The organism is Streptomyces sp. NPDC030165 (genome assembly GCF_055573595.1).
In genome coordinates, this window is record NZ_JBVIBD010000003.1 from 598019 (window position 1) to 620176 (window position 22158).

Annotated in this window: 2 protein-coding genes; both read left to right on the top strand. The window is 74.6% G+C overall.

Annotated features, from left to right (window positions below):
* Positions 1 to 338: 338 nt before the first annotated feature.
* Entirely contained in the window at positions 339 to 968 is a 630-nt protein-coding gene (locus ACZ4Z1_RS08830; RefSeq protein ID WP_468485893.1) for a LuxR C-terminal-related transcriptional regulator, read from the top strand.
* A 357-nt stretch (positions 969 to 1325) separates the two neighbouring features.
* A partial coding sequence (locus tag ACZ4Z1_RS08835; RefSeq protein ID WP_468485865.1) for a type I polyketide synthase occupies positions 1326 to 22158 on the top strand: 20833 nt, incomplete at its 3' end.

Consider the following 22158-nt stretch of genomic DNA (forward strand, 5'->3'; position numbering starts at 1 on the left):
AGGGCGACCACAGGTTTAGCGGTGGCGCGCCGGGTGCACGTTGACGCTTGTCTGGACCTCTCCCTAGTGTCGATCGTGCCGGGGAGATCGGAATTCTCCTCCGGACCACTGCTGGGCCGCCCAGGTTTCCGGCATGTTAAATCCCTCGGGTTTCTCCTTCTCGCTCGATCTCACTTGTACTTTGGTTTGCTGACGGGGGTTGAAAGGATGTCGGTCCCTTGAAGTTTTCTGCTCTGGTGGATTCCCCGCAGTTTTCGGCAGGCCGGGGTGCGGCCGGTGTGCCCGGTGCTACGGAACGGCGGGAAGAGCGGCCGCCGGCCGACCGGCCGGGCGTGTGCATGGCCGTACTGGACCCGTCCTTGACGGTCCGTCAGGCATCTCAGGACTTCTACCGCAACTTCGCGACCCCCGACGCGGCTTCCGCCGACGTACTCGCCTCTTCCCCCTCCGAGTCCTCGACCACAGCCCCGGACGTCTGCGGGCGTGACTTCCGCGACCTGGTGCACCCCAGCGTGCGGCAGCCCCTCATGCGGCAGTTCGAACGGCTGCTGACCGGCCGCTGCGACCGGTTCGCCGCGCACGTGGTGGCGCTGCGGGCGACCGGCGACACATTCACCGGAAACCTCACGGCCACCGCCGTGAGCGGCTACGCCCCCGGCCCGGCCGCGGTGCTCGTCACGATGCCGTCGGGGCAGGCCGCGGAGGGCGACGCGGTGGTGGCGCCGCGGAAGAAATTACTCAGCGAGATCGACGCGCGCATTCTGGAAGGAATCGCGGCCGGCCTGTCCACGATTCCGCTGGCCTCCCGGCTCTATCTCAGCCGGCAGGGAGTGGAGTACCACGTCACCGGGCTGCTGCGGAAACTGAAGGTCCCCAACCGGGCGGCCCTGGTCTCCCGCGCGTACGCGATGGGAGTGCTGACGGTGGGGACCTGGCCGCCCCGCGTCGTGGACGGCTTCATCAAGTAGCACACCGGGTTCCCGGGGCCGCCGCGTGCGGACCCGCGGGACGGGGCCCGCCCTTGCGGCACGGCCCGGCCCGAAAGGGAACCGAAGGGACACAAGGCGCCGGGGGCGCCGCGGAGCAACCGCGGTGCCCCCGGCGCCTTGGTGTGCGGCCGGTCCTGACGCCCGGCCGACTCTAGGGAATTCCATGGCCGTTCCTGTCGAGACTGGGCTGGTGGCGTGCGGGAAGTCGAGCTGCCTCGTGCAGGGCACGCAGATAACTCAGTCGCTGTGGAACAACCGTCCCCAGTGCCGGATGCCCACAACGAAATCCTCTGCTGTCCGCCGGTCTTGAGATGGGTTGGGTTGAACGTGGCGAACATGGACCAGGAACAGAAACTCCGCGACTACCTCAAGCGGGCCAGTGCCGATCTGCGGCGCTCCCGCCAGCGGGTGGGCGAGCTGGAGGCGGCGGCCCGCGAGCCGATCGCGATTGTGGGCATGAGCTGCCGCTTCCCGGGAGGCGTGCGCAGCCCCGAGGAGCTCTGGTCCTTGCTCGCCGCCGACGGGGACGGCATCACGGCGGCACCCGGCGACCGCGGCTGGGAACTGTCGGCCGAGGACGCGGGGGAGTTCTCCGGCGGCTTCCTGCACGACGCGGCCGAGTTCGACGCCTCCTTCTTCGGGATATCCCCCCGTGAGGCCCTTGCCATGGACCCGCAGCAGCGACTGCTGCTGGAGTCCTCCTGGGAGGCCTTCGAACGGGCCGGCATCGACCCGGCGGCGGTCCGTGGTTCCCGGACGGGCATGTTCGTCGGGGCGATGCCCCAGGAGTACCGGGTGGGGCCGGACGACGACGTCCAGGGCTTCGCCCTGACCGGCACCACCACCAGCGTCATCTCGGGCCGCCTCGCGTACTTCTTCGGGGCCGTGGGCCCGGCGGTCACCGTCGACACCGCCTGCTCGTCCTCCCTGGTGGCCCTGCACCTGGCCGCCCACTCCCTGCGCCAGGGCGAGTGCTCCCTGGCGCTGGCCGCCGGCGTCACCGTGATGTCCAGCCCCACCACCTTCGTGGAGTTCAGCCGCCAGGGCGGGCTCGCCGCCGACGGGCGCTGCCGCTCCTTCGCCGACTCCGCCAACGGCACCGGCTGGGCCGAAGGCGTCGGCGTCCTGGTCCTGGAACGCCTCTCGGAGGCCCGCCGCAACGGGCACGAGATCCTGGCCGTCGTCCGGGGCTCCGCCGTCAACCAGGACGGCGCCTCCAACGGGCTCACCGCGCCCAACGGCCCCTCGCAGCAACGGGTCATCGAGCAGGCACTGGTCAGCGCGCGGCTCTCCGCCGACGAGATCGACGCCGTCGAGGCGCACGGCACCGGCACCACCCTGGGCGACCCGGTCGAGGCCCAGGCACTGCTGGCGGCCTACGGCCAGGGCCGCGAGGCCGACCGCCCGCTGCTGCTGGGCTCCGTGAAATCGAACCTCGGTCACACCCAGGCGGCGGCCGGCATGGCCGGCGTCATCAAGATGGTGCTGGCCATGCGGCACGGCCTGCTCCCGCGCACGCTCCACGTGGACGCGCCGTCCTCGCACGTCGACTGGACGCAGGGGGCCGTGCGCCTGCTCACCGAGCAGGCTCCCTGGCCCCGGGGCGAACGGCCGCGCCGGGCCGGTGTCTCCTCGTTCGGGCTCAGCGGCACCAACGCGCACACGATCCTGGAGGAAGCCCCGGCCGAGCCTCAGGAGGACGCAGAGCCTGCCGCGGCCGCGCCCGTGGCGGCCGGTGCCGTCCCGTGGCTCGTCTCCGGCCGCACCCGCGAGGCGCTGCGCGCCCAGGCGGCACAACTGCTGGAACACCTCACGTCCCGCCCCGGCCTCGCGCCCGTGAAGCCCGTGGACGTCGCCTACTCCCTGGCCACGGCCCGCTCCGGCATGGAGCACCGTGCCGCGTTCACCGCGGCCGACCTGGACGGGGCCCGCGCCGCCCTCACCGCGCTCGCCGACGGCGCACCCGCACCCGGCCTGGTGCAGGACACCGCCCGGACGCGGTCCAAGCTCGCCTTCCTCTTCACGGGGCAGGGTTCCCAGCGGCCGGGGATGGGGCGCGACCTGGCCGCCCGCTTCCCCGTCTTCGCCACCGCCCTCGACGAGGTCCTCATCCACTTCGACCAGGGCCTCGAACGGCCCCTGAAGGATGTGCTGTTCGCCGCCGAGGGCACGCCCGAGGCCGCCCTGCTCGACGAGACCGGTTACGCCCAGCCCGCGCTGTTCGCGATCGAGGTGGCGCTGTACCGGCTCGCCGAGTCCTTCGGCGCCAAGCCGGACTTCCTCGCCGGGCACTCCGTCGGCGAGATCGCCGCGGCACACGTGGCCGGGGTCTTCGCCCTGGCCGACGCCGCGGCTCTGGTGCTCGCCCGCGGCCGCCTCATGCAGGCGCTCCCCGAGGGCGGCGCCATGATCTCCCTCGAAGCCACCGAGGAGGAGGTCCTGCCCCTCTTGGAGGACCGGCAGGACCACATCTCCGTCGCCGCGGTCAACGGGCCCACCGCCGTCGTCATCGCCGGCCGGGCCGACGGAGCCGCCGCCGTGGCCGAGCACTTCGCCGGACTGGGACGGAAGACCAAGCGGCTGCGCGTCTCGCACGCGTTCCACTCCCCGCTGATGGAACCCATGCTGGAGGAGTTCCGTACGGTCGTCTCCCGGCTCGCACCGCAGGCGCCCGCGCTCCCGGTCGTCTCCGGCCTGACCGGCACCCTCGCCACGGTGGAACAGCTGACGTCCGCCGACTACTGGGTGGACCACGCCCGCCACACCGTACGGTTCGCCGACACCCTCGCCTGGCTCGACGGCCACGGCGTCACCACCTACCTGGAACTGGGCCCGGACGGCGTCCTGTCCGCCATGGCCCAGACCTGCCTGGCCGCGACCGCCACGGCCGACGGCACCCCCGGCCCGGCCGCCCCCGGCTCCGCCGACGGCATTCCCGCGACGCTCGCCGTGCTGCGGCCGGGCCGCCCCGAGGCCGATACGCTCACCGCCGCGCTGGCCGGCCTGCACACCCGTGGCGTGGCCGTCCAGTGGGAGCGCTACTTCGAAGGCACCGGCGCCCGGCGCACGGACCTGCCCACCTACGCCTTCCAGCGCCGCCGCTACTGGCCCAGGAGCGTGCCCGGGTCGGGCGGTGACGTGCGCGCCGCCGGCCTGGGCGCGGCGCACCACCCGCTGCTGGCGGCGGCCGTGTCGGTCGCCAACTCCGACGGCCTGCTCCTCACCGGCCGCCTGTCGCGGCGCACCCACCCCTGGCTCGCCGGTCACGCCGTGCGCGGCACGGTGCTGCTGCCGGGCACCGCCTTCCTGGAGCTGGCCGTGCGCGCCGGGGACGAGGCCGGCTGCGGCCGCGTGGAAGAACTCACGCTGGCCGCCCCGTTGGTGCTGCCCGAGGAGGGCGGCGTCCAGGTGCAGGTGTGGGTGGGCAGCCCGGACGAGACCGGCCGCCGCGCCGTGAGCGTTCACTCCCGCCCGGACGGCCCGGAGGAACTGCCCTGGACCCAGCACGCCGTCGGCACCCTCGCCGCCGGCGAGCACCGGGCCGGCTTCGACGCCACCGTCTGGCCCCCCGCCGACGCGCGTCCGCTGGACCTCGACGGCTTCTACGACCGCATGGCCGACACCGGCTTCGGATACGGCCCCCTGTTCCAGGGCCTGCGCGCCGCCTGGCGCAGCGGCGACGCCGTCTACGCCGAGGTGACCCTGCCCGAGACCGACGGGGCCGACGCCACGTCGTTCGGCATCCACCCGGCCCTGCTGGACGCCGCACTGCACGCCGCGGCCTTCGTCGACCTGGGCGAGCAGGCCCGCGGCGGCCTGCCCTTCGCGTGGCAGGACGTGACCCTGCACGCGAGCGGGGCGAGCACGGTCCGCGTGAAACTGTCCCTGGCCGACGAGGACGCGGTGGCGATCTCCGTCGCCGACACCACGGGTGCCCCCGTCGCCTCCATCGGCTCGCTCATCCTGCGTACCCTGCCCGACGAGCGGCTCGGCGCCGCCGACTCGCTCGTCCGCGATGCCCTCTTCGAGCTGCGCTGGACCGAACCGCGCCAGGCCGTCCAGGCGACGCCCGCGACGGTCACCGTCCTCGGCCCGGACCTCTTCGGCCTGGAGCAGGCCCTTGTGGCGCCGGACCGTACCGTCACGGCGCTGCCCGGCCCGGACGCCGTCACGGACGCCCCGGACGTGGTCCTCGTCCCCGTCGCGGGCGCGGCCGGTGACGAGACCGCCACCGCCGCGCACGCCCGCACCGCCCACGCCCTGGAGCTGCTGCACACCTGGCTGGAGGACGAGCGGTACGCCGCGTCCCGGCTGGTCTTCGTCACCCGTGGCGCGGTCGCCACCGACGCACGGCAGGCACCGGACCCGGCGGCCGCCGCGGTCTGGGGTCTGGTGCGGGCCGCGCAGAGCGAACACCCCGGCCGCTTCGGTCTGCTGGACCTCGACCCCGACACCACCGAGCCCGCCGCCGAGCCGCTGTCGCGGGCCCTGGCCCTGGACGAGCCGCAGACCGCCGTCCGCGGCGCCGCCGTCCTCGTCGCGCGGCTCGCCCGCGTCCGGGTGGCACAGGGCAGCACGGAGTGGGACCCCGAGGGCACCGTGATCCTCACCGGAGCCACCGGCGGCCTGGGCCGCGTACTGGCCCGGCACCTGGTCGCCGAGCGCGGCGTACGGCACCTGCTGCTCGCCAGCCGTCGCGGGGCCGACGCCGACGGCGCCGCCGACCTCGTGGCCGAACTGACCGGTCTCGGCGCGCAGGTGGCCCTCACGGCATGTGACCTGGCCGACCGCGCCGCCGTTCAGCGGCTGCTGGCCGGTGTGCCCGCCGAGCATCCCGTCACCGCCGTCGTGCACAGCGCCGGCATCCTCGACGACGGCGTGATCGAGTCGCTCACCCCCGAGCGGATCAGCGCGGTCCTGCGGCCCAAGGCCGACGCCGTCTGGCACCTCCACGAGGCCACCCGGGACCTGGACCTGGCCGCCTTCGTCGTCTTCTCCTCCCTCTCCGGCACCGTGGGCGCGGCGGGCCAGGGCAACTACGCCGCCGCCAACGCCTTCCTCGACGCGCTCGCTCAACTGCGTCGCGCCCAGGGCCTGCCGGGGCTCTCCCTGGCCTGGGGCCCGTGGCAGCCCACCGGCGGAATGACCGGCGGCCTGACGGACGAGGACCTGGACCGCCTGGCCCGTATGGGCACGCCCGCGCTCACCGAGGAACAGGGCATCGCCCTCTTCGACGCGGCCACCGCCACGGACGCCGCCGTCCTGCTGCCGACCCGGCTCGACCTGTCCGTGCTGCGCGTCCAAGGCTCCGAGGGCGGGGTGCCGCCGCTGTGGCGCGGCCTGATCCGCACCCCGGCCCGCCGCGCGGTGGTCTCGGGTTCGGAGGCCGCCGTCACCCTCGTACAGAAGCTGTCCCGGCTGGCGGAGACCGACCGCCGCGAGGTCGTGCTCGACCTCGTGGCCGGCCAGGTGGCCGCCGTGCTCGGGCACTCCACCACCGCCGACATCGATGCGCGGCGCCCGCTGCGCGAGCTGGGCTTCGACTCGCTGACCGCCGTGGAACTGCGCAACCGGCTCAGCGCGGCCACCGGCCTGCGCACCGCCGCGACGGTCGTCTTCGACCATCCGACCGTCGACGCCCTCGGCGCGCACCTCCTCGCCGAACTCATGGGTTCCCAAGCGGCCGCGGCGCCCGGTGCCCCCCGTGCCGCCACCGACGAGGACCCCGTCGTCATCGTCGGCATGAGCTGCCGCTACCCGGGCGGCGTCGCCTCTCCCGAGGACCTGTGGCGGCTGGTGAGCGAAGGCACCGACGCCATCTCGGGCCTGCCCGCCGACCGGGGCTGGGACCTGGACGCGCTCTACGACCCTGACCCGGACCGCACCGGCACCTCCTACTCCCGCTTCGGCGGATTCCTGCACACCGCCGCCGACTTCGACCCCGCCTTCTTCGGCATGAGCCCCCGCGAGGCGGTGGCCACCGACTCCCAGCAGCGGCTGCTCCTCGAAGCCTCCTGGGAGGCCGTCGAGCGCGCCGGCATCGACCCGGTGTCCCTGCGCGGCAGCCAGACCGGCGTGTTCGCGGGCGTGATGTACAACGACTACGCCACCGTGCTTTCCGGCGGGCAGTTCGAGGGCCACCAGGGCAGCGGCACCGCCGCGAGCGTCGCCTCCGGACGCGTCTCCTACACCCTCGGCCTCGAAGGCCCCGCCGTCACCGTCGACACCGCGTGCTCGTCCTCGCTGGTCGCCATGCACTGGGCGATGCAGGCCCTGCGCGCGGGGGAGTGCTCCCTCGCGCTGGCCGGCGGTGTCACGGTCATGTCGACGCCGGGCGCCCTCATCGAGTTCTCCCGGCAGCGCGGCCTGTCCCCGGACGGCCGCTGCAAGGCGTTCTCCGACAGCGCCGACGGCGTCGGCTGGTCCGAGGGCGTCGGCGTCCTCGTCCTGGAACGCCTTTCGGACGCGCAGCGCAACGGGCACGAGATCCTGGCCGTCGTGCGCGGCTCGGCCGTCAACCAGGACGGCGCCTCCAACGGTCTGACCGCCCCCAACGGCCCCTCCCAGCAGCGGGTGATCCGGCAGGCGCTGGCCGCCGCCGGGCTGACCGCCACGGACGTCGACGCCGTGGAGGGCCACGGCACGGGCACCACCCTCGGCGACCCCATCGAGGCCCAGGCGCTGCTCGCCGCCTACGGCCAGGAGCGCGACCCGCAGGGCCCGCTGCTGCTGGGCTCCGTCAAGTCCAACATCGGCCACACCCAGGCCGCGGCCGGCGTGGCCGGTGTCATCAAGATGGTCATGGCCATGCGCCACGGCGTGCTGCCCCGTACGCTGCACGCCGACGTGCCGTCCTCGCACGTGGAGTGGGACTCCGGAGCGGTGCGCCTGCTCACCGAGGAGACGCCCTGGCCGCAGGCCGGCCGGCCGCGCCGCGCCGGCATCTCCTCCTTCGGCTTCAGCGGTACCAACGCGCACCTCATCGTCGAGGAGCCGCCGGCCGCCCCCGAACAGCGCGAACAGCCGGCGCTCACCCCGGCCGTCGTGCCGTGGACGCTGTCGGGCAAGAGCCGGGCGGCGCTGCGGGACCAGGCCGCCCGCCTGCGGTCCTTCCTCGACGAGCGCCCTGGCCTCGACCCGGCCGACGTCGGCCTCTCTCTCGCCACCACCCGCTCGGCCTTCGACCAGCGCGCCGTCGCGACCGGCGACCGTGACGAACTGCTGCGTGCTCTGTCCAGCCTGGCCGCCGACCGCCCCGACCCCGCGCTCACCGAGGGCGAGACCGGCGGCGCCGGCAAGCTCGCCGTGCTGTTCGCCGGACAGGGCAGCCAGCGCCCCGGGGCGGGCCGTGAACTCGCCGCCCGTTTCCCCGCGTTCGCCGAGGCCCTGGACGAGGTGACCGCCGCCCTCGACCCGTATCTGGACCGTCCGCTCAAGGACGTCCTGTTCGCCCCGGAGGGCAGCCCCGAGGCGGCGCTGCTGGACCGCACCGAGTGGACCCAGCCGGCCGTGTTCGCCATCGAGGTCGCGCTGTACCGGCTGCTGCGCACCTGGGGGATACGCCCTGCCGTCCTGCTGGGCCACTCCGTCGGCGAGATCGCCGCCGCGCACGTCGCGGGCGTCCTCACGCTCCCCGACGCGGCCCGCCTGGTCACCGCGCGGGCACGGCTGATGCAGGAACTGCCCGCCGATGGCGCGATGTTCTCCCTGGAGGCCGCCGAGGACGAGACCGCCCCGCTGCTCGCCGGGCGCGAGCACCAGGTCTCCCTCGCCGCCGTCAACGGCCCCCGCGCCGTCGTCATCGCCGGCGAACTGGCCGCCGCCGAGGAGATCGCCGCCCACTTCGCCGCGCAGGGCCGCAAGACCAAGCGCCTGAAAGTCAGCCACGCCTTCCACTCGCCGCTCATGGAGCCCGCGCTCGACGGCCTGCACGAGGTCGCCGCCCAGCTCACCTACGGCGTGCCGGAGGTGACCGTCGTCTCCGGCCTCACCGGGCGGCCCGCCACCGACGACGAACTGCGCTCCCCGGACTACTGGGTCGCGCACGCGCGCGGCACCGTCCGCTTCGCCGACACCGTGCGCGCCGCGCACTCCTGCGGCGCCGGCACCTTCCTCGAAATCGGCCCCGACAGCGCGCTGTCGGCCCCCGCCCAGGACACCCTGGGCGACGAGACGGACGCGGACTTCGTCGCACTGCTGCGCGCCGGGCGCGGCGAGGAACGCAGTGCGGCCACCGCCCTGGCCCGGCTGCACGTACGCGGCACGGCCGTCGACTGGGCCGCGTACTACGACGGCACCGGCGCGCGTACGGTCGGCCTGCCCACCTACGCCTTCCAGCACGAGCGCTACTGGCCCGAACCGGCCCCGGTACGCCTGGCGCAGGGCGCGGCCGACCCCGCGGACGCCGAACTGTGGAACTCCGTCGAACGCGGCGACGCCGCGCAACTGGCCACTCTCCTGGGGCTGCGCGACGAACAGCACGCCTCCCTGTACGCGCTGCTGCCCGCACTGTCGTCCTGGCGCCAGCAGCGGCAGGAGAAGGCATTGCTGGACTCCACCCGCTACCGCGTCACCTGGCAGCCCGTCCGGGCGGCCGCCGCGCCCGTACTCGACGGCACCTGGCTGCTCGTCACCGCCGACGGCATCGACACCGACGAGACTCTGGACGCGCTGCGCGGCCACGGCGCCCAGTTCGAGACGCTCGTCCTGGACGCCGCCTGCCGCGACCGCTCCGAACTCGCCGCCCGGCTCGACGCCGTACGCACGGAGGAGCGCGTCTTCTCCGGCATCCTGTCCCTGCTCCCGCTCGCCGACCGGCCCGGCCACCGGCCCGGCGCCGAACCGCCGGCCGGACTCGCGCTCAGCATCGTGCTGACCCAGGCGCTCACCGACACCCCGCTCGACGCCCCCCTGTGGACCCTGACCCGCGGCGCGGTCACCACCGGCCCGGACGACGCGCTCACCAACCCCCTCCAGGCAGCGGTCTGGGGACTGGGCCGCGTCGCCGCCCTGGAGCACCCGCAGCTGTGGAGCGGCCTGATCGACCTGCCGGCCGTTCTCGACGCCCCCGCCACCCAGCACCTCGTCAGTGCGCTGGCCGCCCAGGGTGGCGAGGACCAGCTCGCGATCCGCGCCACCGGAACGCTCGGCCGGCGCCTGGTGCGTCACCCGCAGGCCGAACTGCCCCCGGCCGACGCGTTCACCGCGCGCGGGACCGTCCTCGTCACCGGCGGCACCGGAGCGCTCGGTGCCGAGACCGCGCGCTGGCTCGCCCGCAGCGGCGCCGACCACCTGATCCTCACCAGCCGCCGCGGTCCCGACGCCCCCGGCGCCGCCGAACTGGCCGCGGAGATCGAGGAACTGGGCGCCGAGGTCACCATCGCGGCCTGCGACACCGCCGACCGCGACGCGCTCGCCGCACTCCTGGCCTCCGTACCCCCGGAGCACCCGCTGACCGGCGTCGTGCACGCGGCCGGCGTCGGCCAGAACGCCGCCTTCGCCGGGACCCCCTTGGACGACGCCGCGGCGGTGATGGCCGCCAAACTGCTCGGCGCGGCTCACCTCGACAGCCTCCTCGACGGCCACGACCTGGACTTCTTCGTCCTCGTCTCGTCGATCGCCGGAGTATGGGGCAGCGCCGGGCAGAGCGCCTACGGCGCCGCCAATGCCTACCTCGACGCCCTCGCCGAACACCGCGCCGCCCGCGGCCTGCCCGCCACCTCCATCGCCTGGGGCCCCTGGGCCGAGGCCGGAATGGCCACCCACGAGGCCGTCACCGACGAACTGCACAAGCGCGGGCTGCGCTTCCTCGCGCCCACGACCGCCCTCACCGAACTGCGGCGCGCCGTCGTCCACCAGGACGTCACCGTCACGGTCGCCGACATCGACTGGGAGCGCTACCACCCCGTCTTCACCTCCACCCGCCGCAGCGCCCTCTTCGACGAACTGGCCGAGGTCCGGGCCCTGGTACGCGCCGAGAGCGACACCCGCAACGCCGCGCCGGAGTTCGCCGCCCGCCTCAGCGGCCTGGACCAGGACGGGCAGGAGCGGCTGCTGGCCGACCTGGTGCGAGCCGAGGCGGCCGTCGCCCTCGGCCACGACTCCGCGGACGCCATCGCGGAGCGGCGGGCCTTCCGCGACGCCGGCTTCGACTCGCTGACCGCCGTCGAACTGCGCAAGCGGCTGGCCACCCTCACCGGCCTGAAGCTGCCCGCCACCCTCGTCTTCGACTACCCGACCCCCGCCGTCCTCGCCCGCCACCTGCGCGAGGAGATCCTGGGCACCGGCGGTGGCCAGGACGCCCACGCCGCGGTCGCCGTACCGGGCCGCTTCGACGAGCCCGTCGCCATCGTCGGCATGAGCTGCCGCTTCCCCGGCGGCGTCCGCTCCCCGCGGCAGTTCTGGGAGCTGATCTCCGAAGGCGTCGACGCGATCACCGACTTCCCCGTCAACCGCGGCTGGGACACCGGGCTGCACCACCCCGACCCGGACCACCCCGGCACGACGTACTCCAGCCAGGGCGGCTTCCTGCACGACGCGGGCGAATTCGACGCCTCCTTCTTCGGCATCTCGCCGCGTGAGGCGCTGTCGATGGACCCCCAGCAGCGGCTGCTGCTGGAGACCACCTGGGAGGCGTTCGAGCACGCCGGGATCGACCCCACCACCGTCCACGGCAGTGCGACCGGTACGTTCATCGGCTCCACCTACCAGGAGTACGGACTCGGCGTCGAGGACGGCTCCGCGGGTCACCTGGTGACCGGCACCAGCCCCAGCGTCCTCTCCGGACGCCTGGCCTACCTCTTCGGCCTCGAAGGACCGGCGGTCACCGTCGACACCGCCTGCTCCTCGTCCCTGGTCGCCCTGCACCTGGCCTGCCAGTCGCTGCGCAACGGCGAGAGCTCCCTGGCGCTGGCCGGCGGCGCGACCGTGATGACCAACCCCAACCCGTTCGTCGCCTTCAGCCGGCAGCGGGCCCTGGCCGGCGACGGCCGCTGCAAGGCGTTCTCCGAGGGCGCCGACGGCATGACCCTCGCCGAAGGCGTCGGCGTCCTCGTCCTGGAACGTCTTTCGGACGCGCAGCGCAACGGGCACGAGATCCTGGCCGTCGTCCGCGGCTCGGCCATCAACCAGGACGGCGCCTCCAACGGCCTGTCCGCCCCCAACGGCCCCGCCCAGCAGCGCGTCATCCGCCAGGCCCTGGCCAACTCCGGGCTGGCCCCGGCGGACATCGACGCCGTCGAGGCCCACGGGACCGGCACCGCCCTCGGCGACCCCATCGAGGCGCAGGCCCTGCTCGCCACCTACGGCCAGGACCGCGACCCGCGCAATCCGCTGCTGCTCGGCTCCGTCAAGACCAACATCGGCCACACCCAGTCGGCGGCCGGCGTCGCGGGCGTCATCAAGATGGTGCTGGCCCTGCGCCGGGGAGAGCTGCCGCGCACCCTGCACGCCGGCACCCCCTCCAGCCACATCGACTGGACACCCGGCACCCTCGCCCTGCTGAACGAACCCGCCGAATGGTCCGAGGGCGAACGCCCGCGCCGCTGCGCGGTCTCCTCCTTCGGCATCAGCGGGACCAACGCCCACACGATCCTCGAAGAGGCCCCCCGACCACGCGAGACGGCCACCGACCGGCCGGTGCCCCCGGCCGGTGACGCCATCCCCTGGGTGCTGTCCGCCCATACCCCGGGCGCGCTGCGCTCCCAGGCCGCCCGCCTCGCCGCCCACCTCGACGGCGACCAGGCACCCGGCGCGCTGGACGTCGCCCACAGCCTGGTGGCCACACGCACGCTCTTCGACCACCGCGCCGTCGTCGTCGGCACCGACGACCGGGCCCGGCGCGCGGCCCTCGACGCCCTCGCCACCGGCGGTTCCGCCCCCGGCGTCGTCCAGGGCACGGCCGACACCGACGGCAAGACCGTCTTCGTCTTCCCCGGTCAGGGCTCCCAGTGGGCCGGCATGGGAGCGCGTCTCCTGGAAGAGTCCCCGGTCTTCGCCGAGCGCCTGACCGAATGCGCCACCGCCCTGGCGGAGTTCACCGACTGGTCGCTGCTCGACGTGCTGCGCCAGACCGAAGGCGCGCCGACCCTGGACCGCGTCGACGTCGTCCAGCCCGCCTCCTTCGCCGTCATGGTCTCCCTGGCCGCGCTGTGGGCCGCGCACGGCATCACCCCCGACGCCGTGGTCGGCCACTCGCAGGGCGAGATCGCCGCGGCCGCCGTCGCCGGGGCACTCTCCCTGGAGGACGCGGCCCGCGTCGTCGCCCTGCGCAGCCAGGCCATCGCCCGCGGGCTGGCCGGATCCGGCGGCATGCTGTCGGTCCCGCTGCCCGCCGCCGACGTCGAACAGCGACTCGCCGGGGCCATCGGGTACAACGCCCTGTCGATCGCCGCCGTCAACGGCCCCGGGTCCACCGTCGTCTCCGGCGCCACCGCGCCGCTGGACGCCCTGCAGGCCGAACTGATCGGCCAGGACATCCGCGCCAAGCGCATCGCCGTGGACTACGCCTCGCACTCCGCGCAGGTCGAGATGGTGCGGGACGAACTGCACACCGTCCTCGCGCCGGTACGTCCGCGCCCGGCGCAGGTGCCCTTCTTCTCCACCGTCACCGGTGACTGGCTGGACACCACCGGCATGGACGCCGGCTACTGGTACACCAACCTGCGGCAGACCGTCCGCTTCCAGCCCGCCATCGGCGAACTCCTCGGCCAGGGCCACCGCTTCTTCATCGAGGTCAGCTCCCACCCCGTCCTGTCCATGGGCATCCAGGCGACCGCCGAGGAAGCCGGCGGCGCGGCCGCGGTGCTCGGCACGCTCCGGCGGGACGCGGGCGGCACCGACCGCTTCCTGACCTCCCTCGCCGAAGCCTTCGTACGAGGCGCGGACGCCGACTGGGCCGGTGTCCTCGCCGGCACCGGCGCCCGCCGCGTGCCGCTGCCCACGTACGCATTCCAGCGCGAGCACCTGTGGGCGATCCCCGACCGGCCCGGGAACCGGGCCGAAGCGGACCCCGCGGACGCCGAGTTCTGGACGGCGGTCGAGGAGGAGGACGTCGACGCCCTCGCCTCCAGCCTGCGCCTGGACCGCGACTCGCTGGCCCCGGTCCTCCCGGCCCTCTCGGACTGGCGCAAGCGCCGCCGCGACCTGTCCACCGTGGACTCCTGGCGTTACCGCGCCACCTGGAAGCCGCTGACCAGCCTGCCCACGGCGGCCCTGACGGGCACCTGGCTCGTCGTCGCCCCGGAAGGGGCCGACACCGACACCCTCACCGGAATCCTCGCCGCTCACGGAGCCGAGGCGCACGCCATCGCCCTGGACGACGCCTGCGCCGACCGCGCGACCCTGACCGGGCGCCTGTCCGAACTCGGCGACGCGCCTGACCTCACGGGCGTGGTGTCCCTGCTGGCCGGGGCCGAGGGGCACAGCACCGCGCACCCGGCGCTCACCCGCGGGCTCGCCCTGACCCTCGCGCTCGTCCAGGCACTCGGCGACGCCGGAGTCGACGCACCCCTGTGGTGCCTGACCCAGGGAGCCGTCTCCACCGGCCGCGCGGACCGGCTGACCCACCCCGACCAGGCCCAGATCCTGGGCCTCGGCTGGACCGCCGCCCTCGAACACCCGCAGCGCTGGGGCGGCCTGGTCGACCTGCCCGAACAGCTCGACCAGCGGGCCGGTGAGCGCCTGGCCGCCGTCCTGACCGGCCGTACCGGCGAGGACCACCTCGCGCTGCGCCCCTCGGGCGTCCTCGCCCGCCGCGTCGTACGCGCCGCTCCCGCGGACCCCGCGCCCGCCCAGCCGTGGACGCCGCGGGGCACCACCCTCGTCACCGGCGGCACCGGCACGCTCGCCCCGCACCTGGCCCGCTGGCTCGCCCGGCAGGGCGCCGAACACGTCGTACTCACCAGCCGCCGCGGCCCGGAGGCGCCCGGCGCCGACGCCATCGTCCGGGAACTGGCCGAGATGGGCTGCGAGGCCGGTGTCGTCGCCTGCGACCTGACCGACCGCGACGCGGTCGCCCGGATGCTCGCCACGCTGGAGGCCGAGGGCCGCACCGTACGCACCGTCGTGCACACCGCCGTCACCATCGAACTGGAGACGCTGGAGGAGACGACCCCCGACTCCTTCGCGAGGGTCCTGGACGCCAAGGTCACCGGCGCCCGGCACCTGGACGAACTCCTCGGCGACGACCTCGACGCCTTCGTCCTGTACTCCTCCACCGCCGGAATGTGGGGGAGCGGCGCGCACGCCGCCTACGTCGCCGGCAACGCCTACCTCAACGCCCTGGCCGAACAGCGCCGCGCCCGCGGCGCCCGCGCCACCGCCGTCTCCTGGGGCATCTGGGCCGACGACCTCAAGCTCGGCCGCGTCGACCCCGGCCAGATCCGCCGCAGCGGGCTGGTCTTCATGGACCCCCAGCTGGCCCTCACCGGCCTGCGGCAGGCCCTCGACGACGACGAGACGGTGCTGGCCGTCGCGGACGTGGACTGGGAGCGCTACCACCCCGTCTTCACCGCTGCGCGACCCACCCGGCTCTTCGAGGACCTGCCCGAGGTCCAGCGGCTCGAAGAGGACACCAGCCACGCCGCGGACTCCGGCAGCGAGTTCGCCGCCCGGCTCCGCGGGCTGGCCCCCGTCGAGCAGGACCGGCTCCTGCTGGACCTCGTCCGCACCGAGGCGGCCACCGCGCTCGGCCACGCCTCACCCGACGTGCTCTCCGGGCAACGCGCCTTCCGCGACGTCGGCTTCGACTCGCTGACCGCCGTCGACCTGCGCAACCGGATCGCCGCCGTGACCGGGCTCGCCCTGCCGAGCACCATGGTCTTCGACTACCCCAACCCGCTCGCACTCGTCGCCTACCTGCGCGAGTCCCTCGCCGGGGCCGCCACCGGCACCACCACGGCCGTGAACACCGCCACCGCCGACGACGAGCCCATCGCCATCATCGGCATGAGCTGCCGCTACCCCGGCGGCATCGGCTCGCCGGAGGACCTGTGGCGGCTGGTCACCGACGGCGGCGACGCCATCGGCGAGTTCCCCACCAACCGCGGCTGGGACGCCGAGGGCCTCTACGACCCCGACCCCGACCGGGCCGGCCACACCTACTCCACCCGGGGCGGCTTCCTCCACGACGCCGCCGACTTCGACGCCGCCTTCTTCGGCATCTCGCCCCGCGAGGCCCTGGCCATGGACCCGCAGCAGCGCCTGCTGCTGGAGACCTCCTGGGAGGCGATGGAGCGCGCCGGCATCGACCCTGCCACTCTGCGCGGCAGCAGTACCGGCACCTTCATCGGCGCCAGCTACCAGGACTACGGGGCCTCCGGAGCGAGCCCGGAAGGCGCCGAAGGACACCTGATCACCGGCACCATCTCCAGCGTCCTGTCCGGCCGGCTCTCCTATACCTACGGCTTCGAAGGCCCGGCCGTCTCCCTCGACACCGCCTGCTCCTCCTCGCTGGTCGCCCTGCACCTGGCCTGCCAGTCCCTGCGCAACGGCGAGAGCTCCCTGGCCCTCGCGGGCGGCGTCAGCATCATGTCCACGCCCGGCGCGTTCGTCGGCTTCAGCCGGCAGCGCGCGATGGCCGCCGACGGCCGCTGCAAGGCGTACTCCGATCAGGCCGACGGCATGAGCCTGGCCGAAGGCGTCGGCCTCCTCCTCGTCGAACGGCTCTCCGACGCCCGCCGCAACGGGCACCGGGTCCTGGCCGTCATCCGCGGCTCCGCCGTCAACCAGGACGGTGCCTCCAACGGACTGACCGCACCCAACGGCCCGTCCCAGCAGCGCGTCATCCGCCAGGCCCTGGCCAACGCCAAGGTGGACGCGGACGGCGTGGACGTCATCGACGGACACGGCACCGGTACCGCCCTCGGCGACCCCATCGAGGCACAGGCCCTGCTCGCCACCTACGGCCAGGGCCGCGACCTGGAGCACCCGCTGCTCCTGGGCTCCGTCAAGTCCAACATCGGCCACACCCAGATGGCGTCCGGCGTGGCCAGCGTCATCAAGATGGTCATGGCCCTGCGCCACGGCACCGTGCCGCAGAGCCTGCACATCGACCGGCCCTCCTCGCACGTCGACTGGAGCTCCGGCGCCATCCGCCTGCTCACCGAGCCGCTCGCCTGGCCGAGCACCGGACACCCGCGCCGCGCGGGCGTCTCCTCCTTCGGGCTCAGCGGCACCAACGTCCACACCATCCTCGAACAGGCCCCGGAGGAACCGGCCGAGGACCACGCCGAGACCACGCCGGCCCGCCCGGCCGATCCCGCACCCGTCCCCCTGACCCTGTCCGGACACTCCGAAGCGGCCCTGCGCGCCCAGGCCGGGCGGCTCCTGTCCCACCTCACGGACCACCCCGGACTGCCGCTCACCGACCTCGCGTACTCCCTCGCCACCTCCCGGGCCGACCTGGAACACCGCGCGGCCGTCGTCACCGACGACCGCGGCACCCTCGTCCGCGCCCTGACCGCGCTGCGCGACGCGGAACCCGACGGCGGGCTGCTCACCGGCCGCCCGGACCGCGGCCGGCCGGCCTTCCTCTTCACCGGGCAGGGCAGCCAGCGCCCCGGAATGGGCCGTGAACTGTACGACCGCCACCCGGTCTACGCCGAGGCCCTGGACGCCGTACTGGCCCGCTTCGACCTCGAACTCGACCGCCCGCTGCGGGAGATCCTGTTCGCGGAACCGGGCACTCCCGAGGCCGCGCTGCTGGACGACACCGGCTACACCCAGCCCGCCCTCTTCGCCCTCGAAGTGGCCCTGTTCCGCCTCGCCGAGTCCTGGGGCCTGCGCCCCGACTACGTCGCGGGCCACTCCATCGGCGAATTCGCCGCCGCGCACGCCGCCGGAGTCCTCTCCCTGGAGGACGCCTGCACCCTCGTCGCGGCCCGCGGCCGCCTGATGGCGGCCCTGCCCGCGGGCGGCGCCATGGCCTCCGTCGAAGCCACCGAGGACGAGGTGGCCGCCGTGCTCGCCCCGTACGAGGGACGGGCCGCGGTCGCCGCCGTCAACACCCCGGACTCCCTGACCGTCTCGGGCGACGAGGACGCGGTCCTCGCCGTGGCGGCCCACTTCCAGGAGCTCGGCCGCCGCACCAAGCGGCTGCGCGTCAGCCACGCCTTCCACTCGCCGCACATGGACCCGATGCTGGCGGACTTCGCCCGCGCCGTCGGCTCCGTCACCTGCCACGCGCCCACCGTGCCGCTGGTGTCCACCGTCACCGGCACGCTCCTCACGCACGAGGAGCTGGCCACGCCGGAGTACTGGACCGGACAGGTCCGAGGCACCGTCCGCTTCGCCGACGCCGTACGGCACCTCATCGAGCACGGCGTGACGACCTTCTTCGAGCTGGGACCGGACGCCGTGCTCAGCGGCGCGGTCCGCGGCTGCGCCGGCGAGCAGACCCACGTCACCGCCGTCCCGGCACTGCGCCGGGACCGGCCCGAGGACCCGGCACTGACCACGGCCCTGGCCCGGCTCCACCTCCACGGCGTCGGCGTCGACTGGGACGCGGTGTTCGCGGGCAGCGGCGCCTGCCGGACCGACCTGCCCACCTACCCCTTCCAGCGCGAGCGCTACTGGCCCGAGGCGGCAGCCGGAACCGCCGTGGCCGCGGAGCCCGCCGACGCGGCGGACGCGGAGTTCTGGTCGGCGGTGGAGCGCGCGGACCTCGAATCCCTGGGCTCCTCGCTCGACCTGGACGACGACACCCTCACCGCCGTCGTGCCCGCCCTCTCCGCCTGGCGGCGCAAGAGCCGGGAACGCTCCACCGTCGACGGCTGGCGCTACCGGACCACCTGGAAGCCCCTCACCGGAACGGCCACCGCCGGACGCCCGGCCGGGACCTGGCTGGTACTCGCACCGGCCGACGGCGACCAAGCCTGGCTCGACCCGGTCGCCGGCATCCTGGGCACCGACGCCGTACGGGTGGACGTCACCGCCCCGCAGCGCCGGGACCTCGCCGAGCGGCTGAGCGCACTGGCCGCCGGGCACGGTCCGTTCGCGGGCGTCCTGTCCCTGCTGGCGACGGCCGGCGAAGACACCGATGACACCGATGACCGTACGGCCACGGGCCTGCTGCTCACGGCAACCGCCGTCCAGGCCCTGGGGGACGCGGGCATCGAGGCCCCGCTGTGGTGCGTGACCCGCAGCGCCGTCGCCGCCGACCGCGCCGAACACCCGGCCCGGCCTGCCCAGTCAGCCGTCTGGGGCCTGGGCAGAGTGGCCGCACTGGAACACCCGCAGCGCTGGGGCGGCCTCGTCGACCTCCCCGACGAGCTCGACGGCAGCACCCTGCGCCGCCTGACCGCCGTCCTCGCCGACAACGGCGGCGAGGACCAGCTCGCCGTACGTACCGCAGGCACCTTCGCCCGCCGCCTGGCACACCACCGAGCCGCACCGGCCACCGAGACGGACACATTCCGCCCCACCGGCACCGTGCTCGTCACCGGCGGCACCGGCGCGCTCGGCGGCCACGTCGCCCGATGGCTGGCCGAAGCGGGCGCCCAGCACCTGCTGCTGGTCAGCCGCCGCGGTCCCGACGCCCCCGGCGCCGGTGACCTGGCCGCGCAGATGGAGGACCTGGGAGCCCGGGTCACCGTCGCGGCCTGCGACACGGCCGACCGCGACGCGCTCACCGCCGTACTGGCCTCGATCCCCGAAGAGCACCCGCTCACCGCCGTGTTCCACACCGCCGGCACCGTCGACGACGGCACCCTGGACACACTCACCCCCGAGCAGTTCACCTCCGTCCTGCGCGCCAAGGTCACCGCCACCCTCAACCTGCACGAGACGACCCGCGACCGGGACCTGACCGCCTTCGTGCTCTTCTCCTCCGTCGCCGGCACCCTCGGCGCACCCGGCCAGGCCAACTACGCCGCCGCCAACGCCTTCCTCGACGCCTTCGCCGAACACCGCCGCGCCCACGGCCTGCCCGCGACCTCGATCGCCTGGGGCCCCTGGGCAGAAACCGGCATGGCGGCCGACGGCACCGGCATCCAGGACCGCGTCCGCCGCGGCGGCTTCACCCCCATGACGCCCCGGCTCGCCCTCACCGCCCTGCGCCGGGCGATCGAGCACGACGCCACGACGCCGACCCTCGCCGACATCGACTGGCAGCGCTACGCGGAGGTGTTCACCGCACTGCGCCCCAGCCCCCTCGTCGGCGACCTGCCCGAACTGCGCCGGGCCGCGCCGTCCGCCGGAACGGAAACCGCCCTGCGGGAACCGGCCCTGCGCCAGCGGCTCGCCGGTCTCTCCCCGGCCGCACGCCCGCGCTTCGTCCTGGACCTGGTACGCACCCAGGTCGCCGCGGTCCTCGGACACACCGGCACCTCGGGCGTCGGCGCCGACCGCGCCTTCAGCGACCTCGGCTTCGACTCCCTGACCACCGTCGAACTGCGCAACACCCTCACGGCCACCACCGGCCTGAAACTGCCCACGACCCTCGTCTACGACTACCCGACCCCGACCGCCCTCGCCGACTTCCTGCTCGCCGAACTCCAGGGCACCCTGCCCGAGCCCGGCACTCCGGCTCCCGCCGGCCGGGCGGAGGACGACGACCCCATCGCCATCGTCGGCCTGAACTGCCGCTTCCCCGGGGGCGTACGGTCCCCCGAAGACCTCTGGCAGCTGCTCAGCCAGGGCGAGGACGCCATCTCCGGCTTCCCCACGGACCGCGGCTGGGACCTGGACGCCCTCGCGCAGGGCGCCTCCGCCACCCTCGAAGGCGGCTTCCTCGACGGCGTCGGCCTCTTCGACGCCGCCTTCTTCGGCATCTCGCCCCGCGAGGCCCTGGCCATGGACCCCCAGCAGCGGCTGCTGCTGGAGACCACCTGGGAGGCGTTCGAGCGCGCCGGGATCGACGCGACCACCCTGCGCGGCAGCCGCACCGGCGTCTTCGTCGGCACCAACGGCCAGGACTACGCCACGCTGCTGCGCCAGGGCACCGGCACCACCGACGTACGGGGACACGTCGCCACCGGCAACACCGCCAGCGTCATGTCGGGACGCCTCTCCTACGCCTTCGGCCTGGAAGGCCCGGCCGTCACCGTCGACACCGCCTGCTCCTCCGCGCTGGTCGCCCTGCACATGGCCGCGAACGCCCTGCGCAGCGGCGAGTGCACCCTCGCACTGGCCGGCGGCGTCTCGGTCATGTCCAGCCCCGACTCCTTCACCGAGTTCACGGTCCAGGGCGGGCTGGCCCCCGACGGCCGCTGCAAGCCGTTCGCCGACGCGGCCGACGGCACCAGCTGGTCCGAGGGCGTGGGCGTCCTCCTCCTGGAGCGGCTGTCCGACGCCCGCCGCAACGGCCACGACGTCTGGGGCATCGTGCGCGGCACCGCCGTCAACCAGGACGGCGCCTCCAACGGCCTGACCGCGCCCAGCGGACGCGCCCAGCAGCGCGCCATCCGCCAGGCCCTCGCCGACGCCGACCTCACGCCCGCAGACGTCGATGTGGTCGAGGCCCACGGCACCGGCACCACCCTCGGCGACCCCATCGAGGCCAACGCCCTGATGGCCGCCTACGGACCGGACCGGCCACGCCCGCTGCTGCTCGGCGCCGTCAAGTCGAACCTGGGCCACACCCAGGCCGCCGCCGGCGTCGCCGGCACGATCAAGATGCTTCTTGCGATGCGCCACGGCGTGCTCCCCAAGACGCTGCACGTCGACTCCCCGTCCTCGCATGTCGACTGGACGGACGGCACGGTCTCGCTCATCACCGAGCAGCAGGAGTGGCCCGACACCGGACACGTCCGGCGGGCCGGCGTCTCCGCCTTCGGCGTCAGCGGCACCAACGCCCACGTCATCATCGAGCAGGCGCCGGCCGCCGAGGAGCCCGCGGCGGACGAGCCCGCCACGCCCACCGTGGTGCCGGACCTCGTGCCCTGGCCGGTGTCGGGCACGTCCGAGGCCGCGCTGGCGGCACAGACCGGGCAGGTCTCGGCACTGACCGGCCTCTCACCGGTCGACGTGGGCCACTCCCTCGCCACCGGCAGGGCGGCGTTCGCCCACCGCGCGGTCCTCGCGGCCGACGGAGCGGGAGTACGGGAACTCGCACGCGGCGTCGCCCGGGAGACCGACGGGAAGCTGGCGGTGCTGTTCTCGGGTCAGGGTGCGCAGCGGGCCGGGATGGGCCGGGAGCTGTATGCCCGGTTCCCGGTGTTCGCGGAGGCGT

What these genes read in the sequence shown, in the direction of transcription:
- ACZ4Z1_RS08830 (WP_468485893.1), top strand. Translation starts at nt 339, where the DNA reads ATGGCCGTACTGGACCCGTCCTTGACGGTCCGTCAGGCATCTCAGGAC.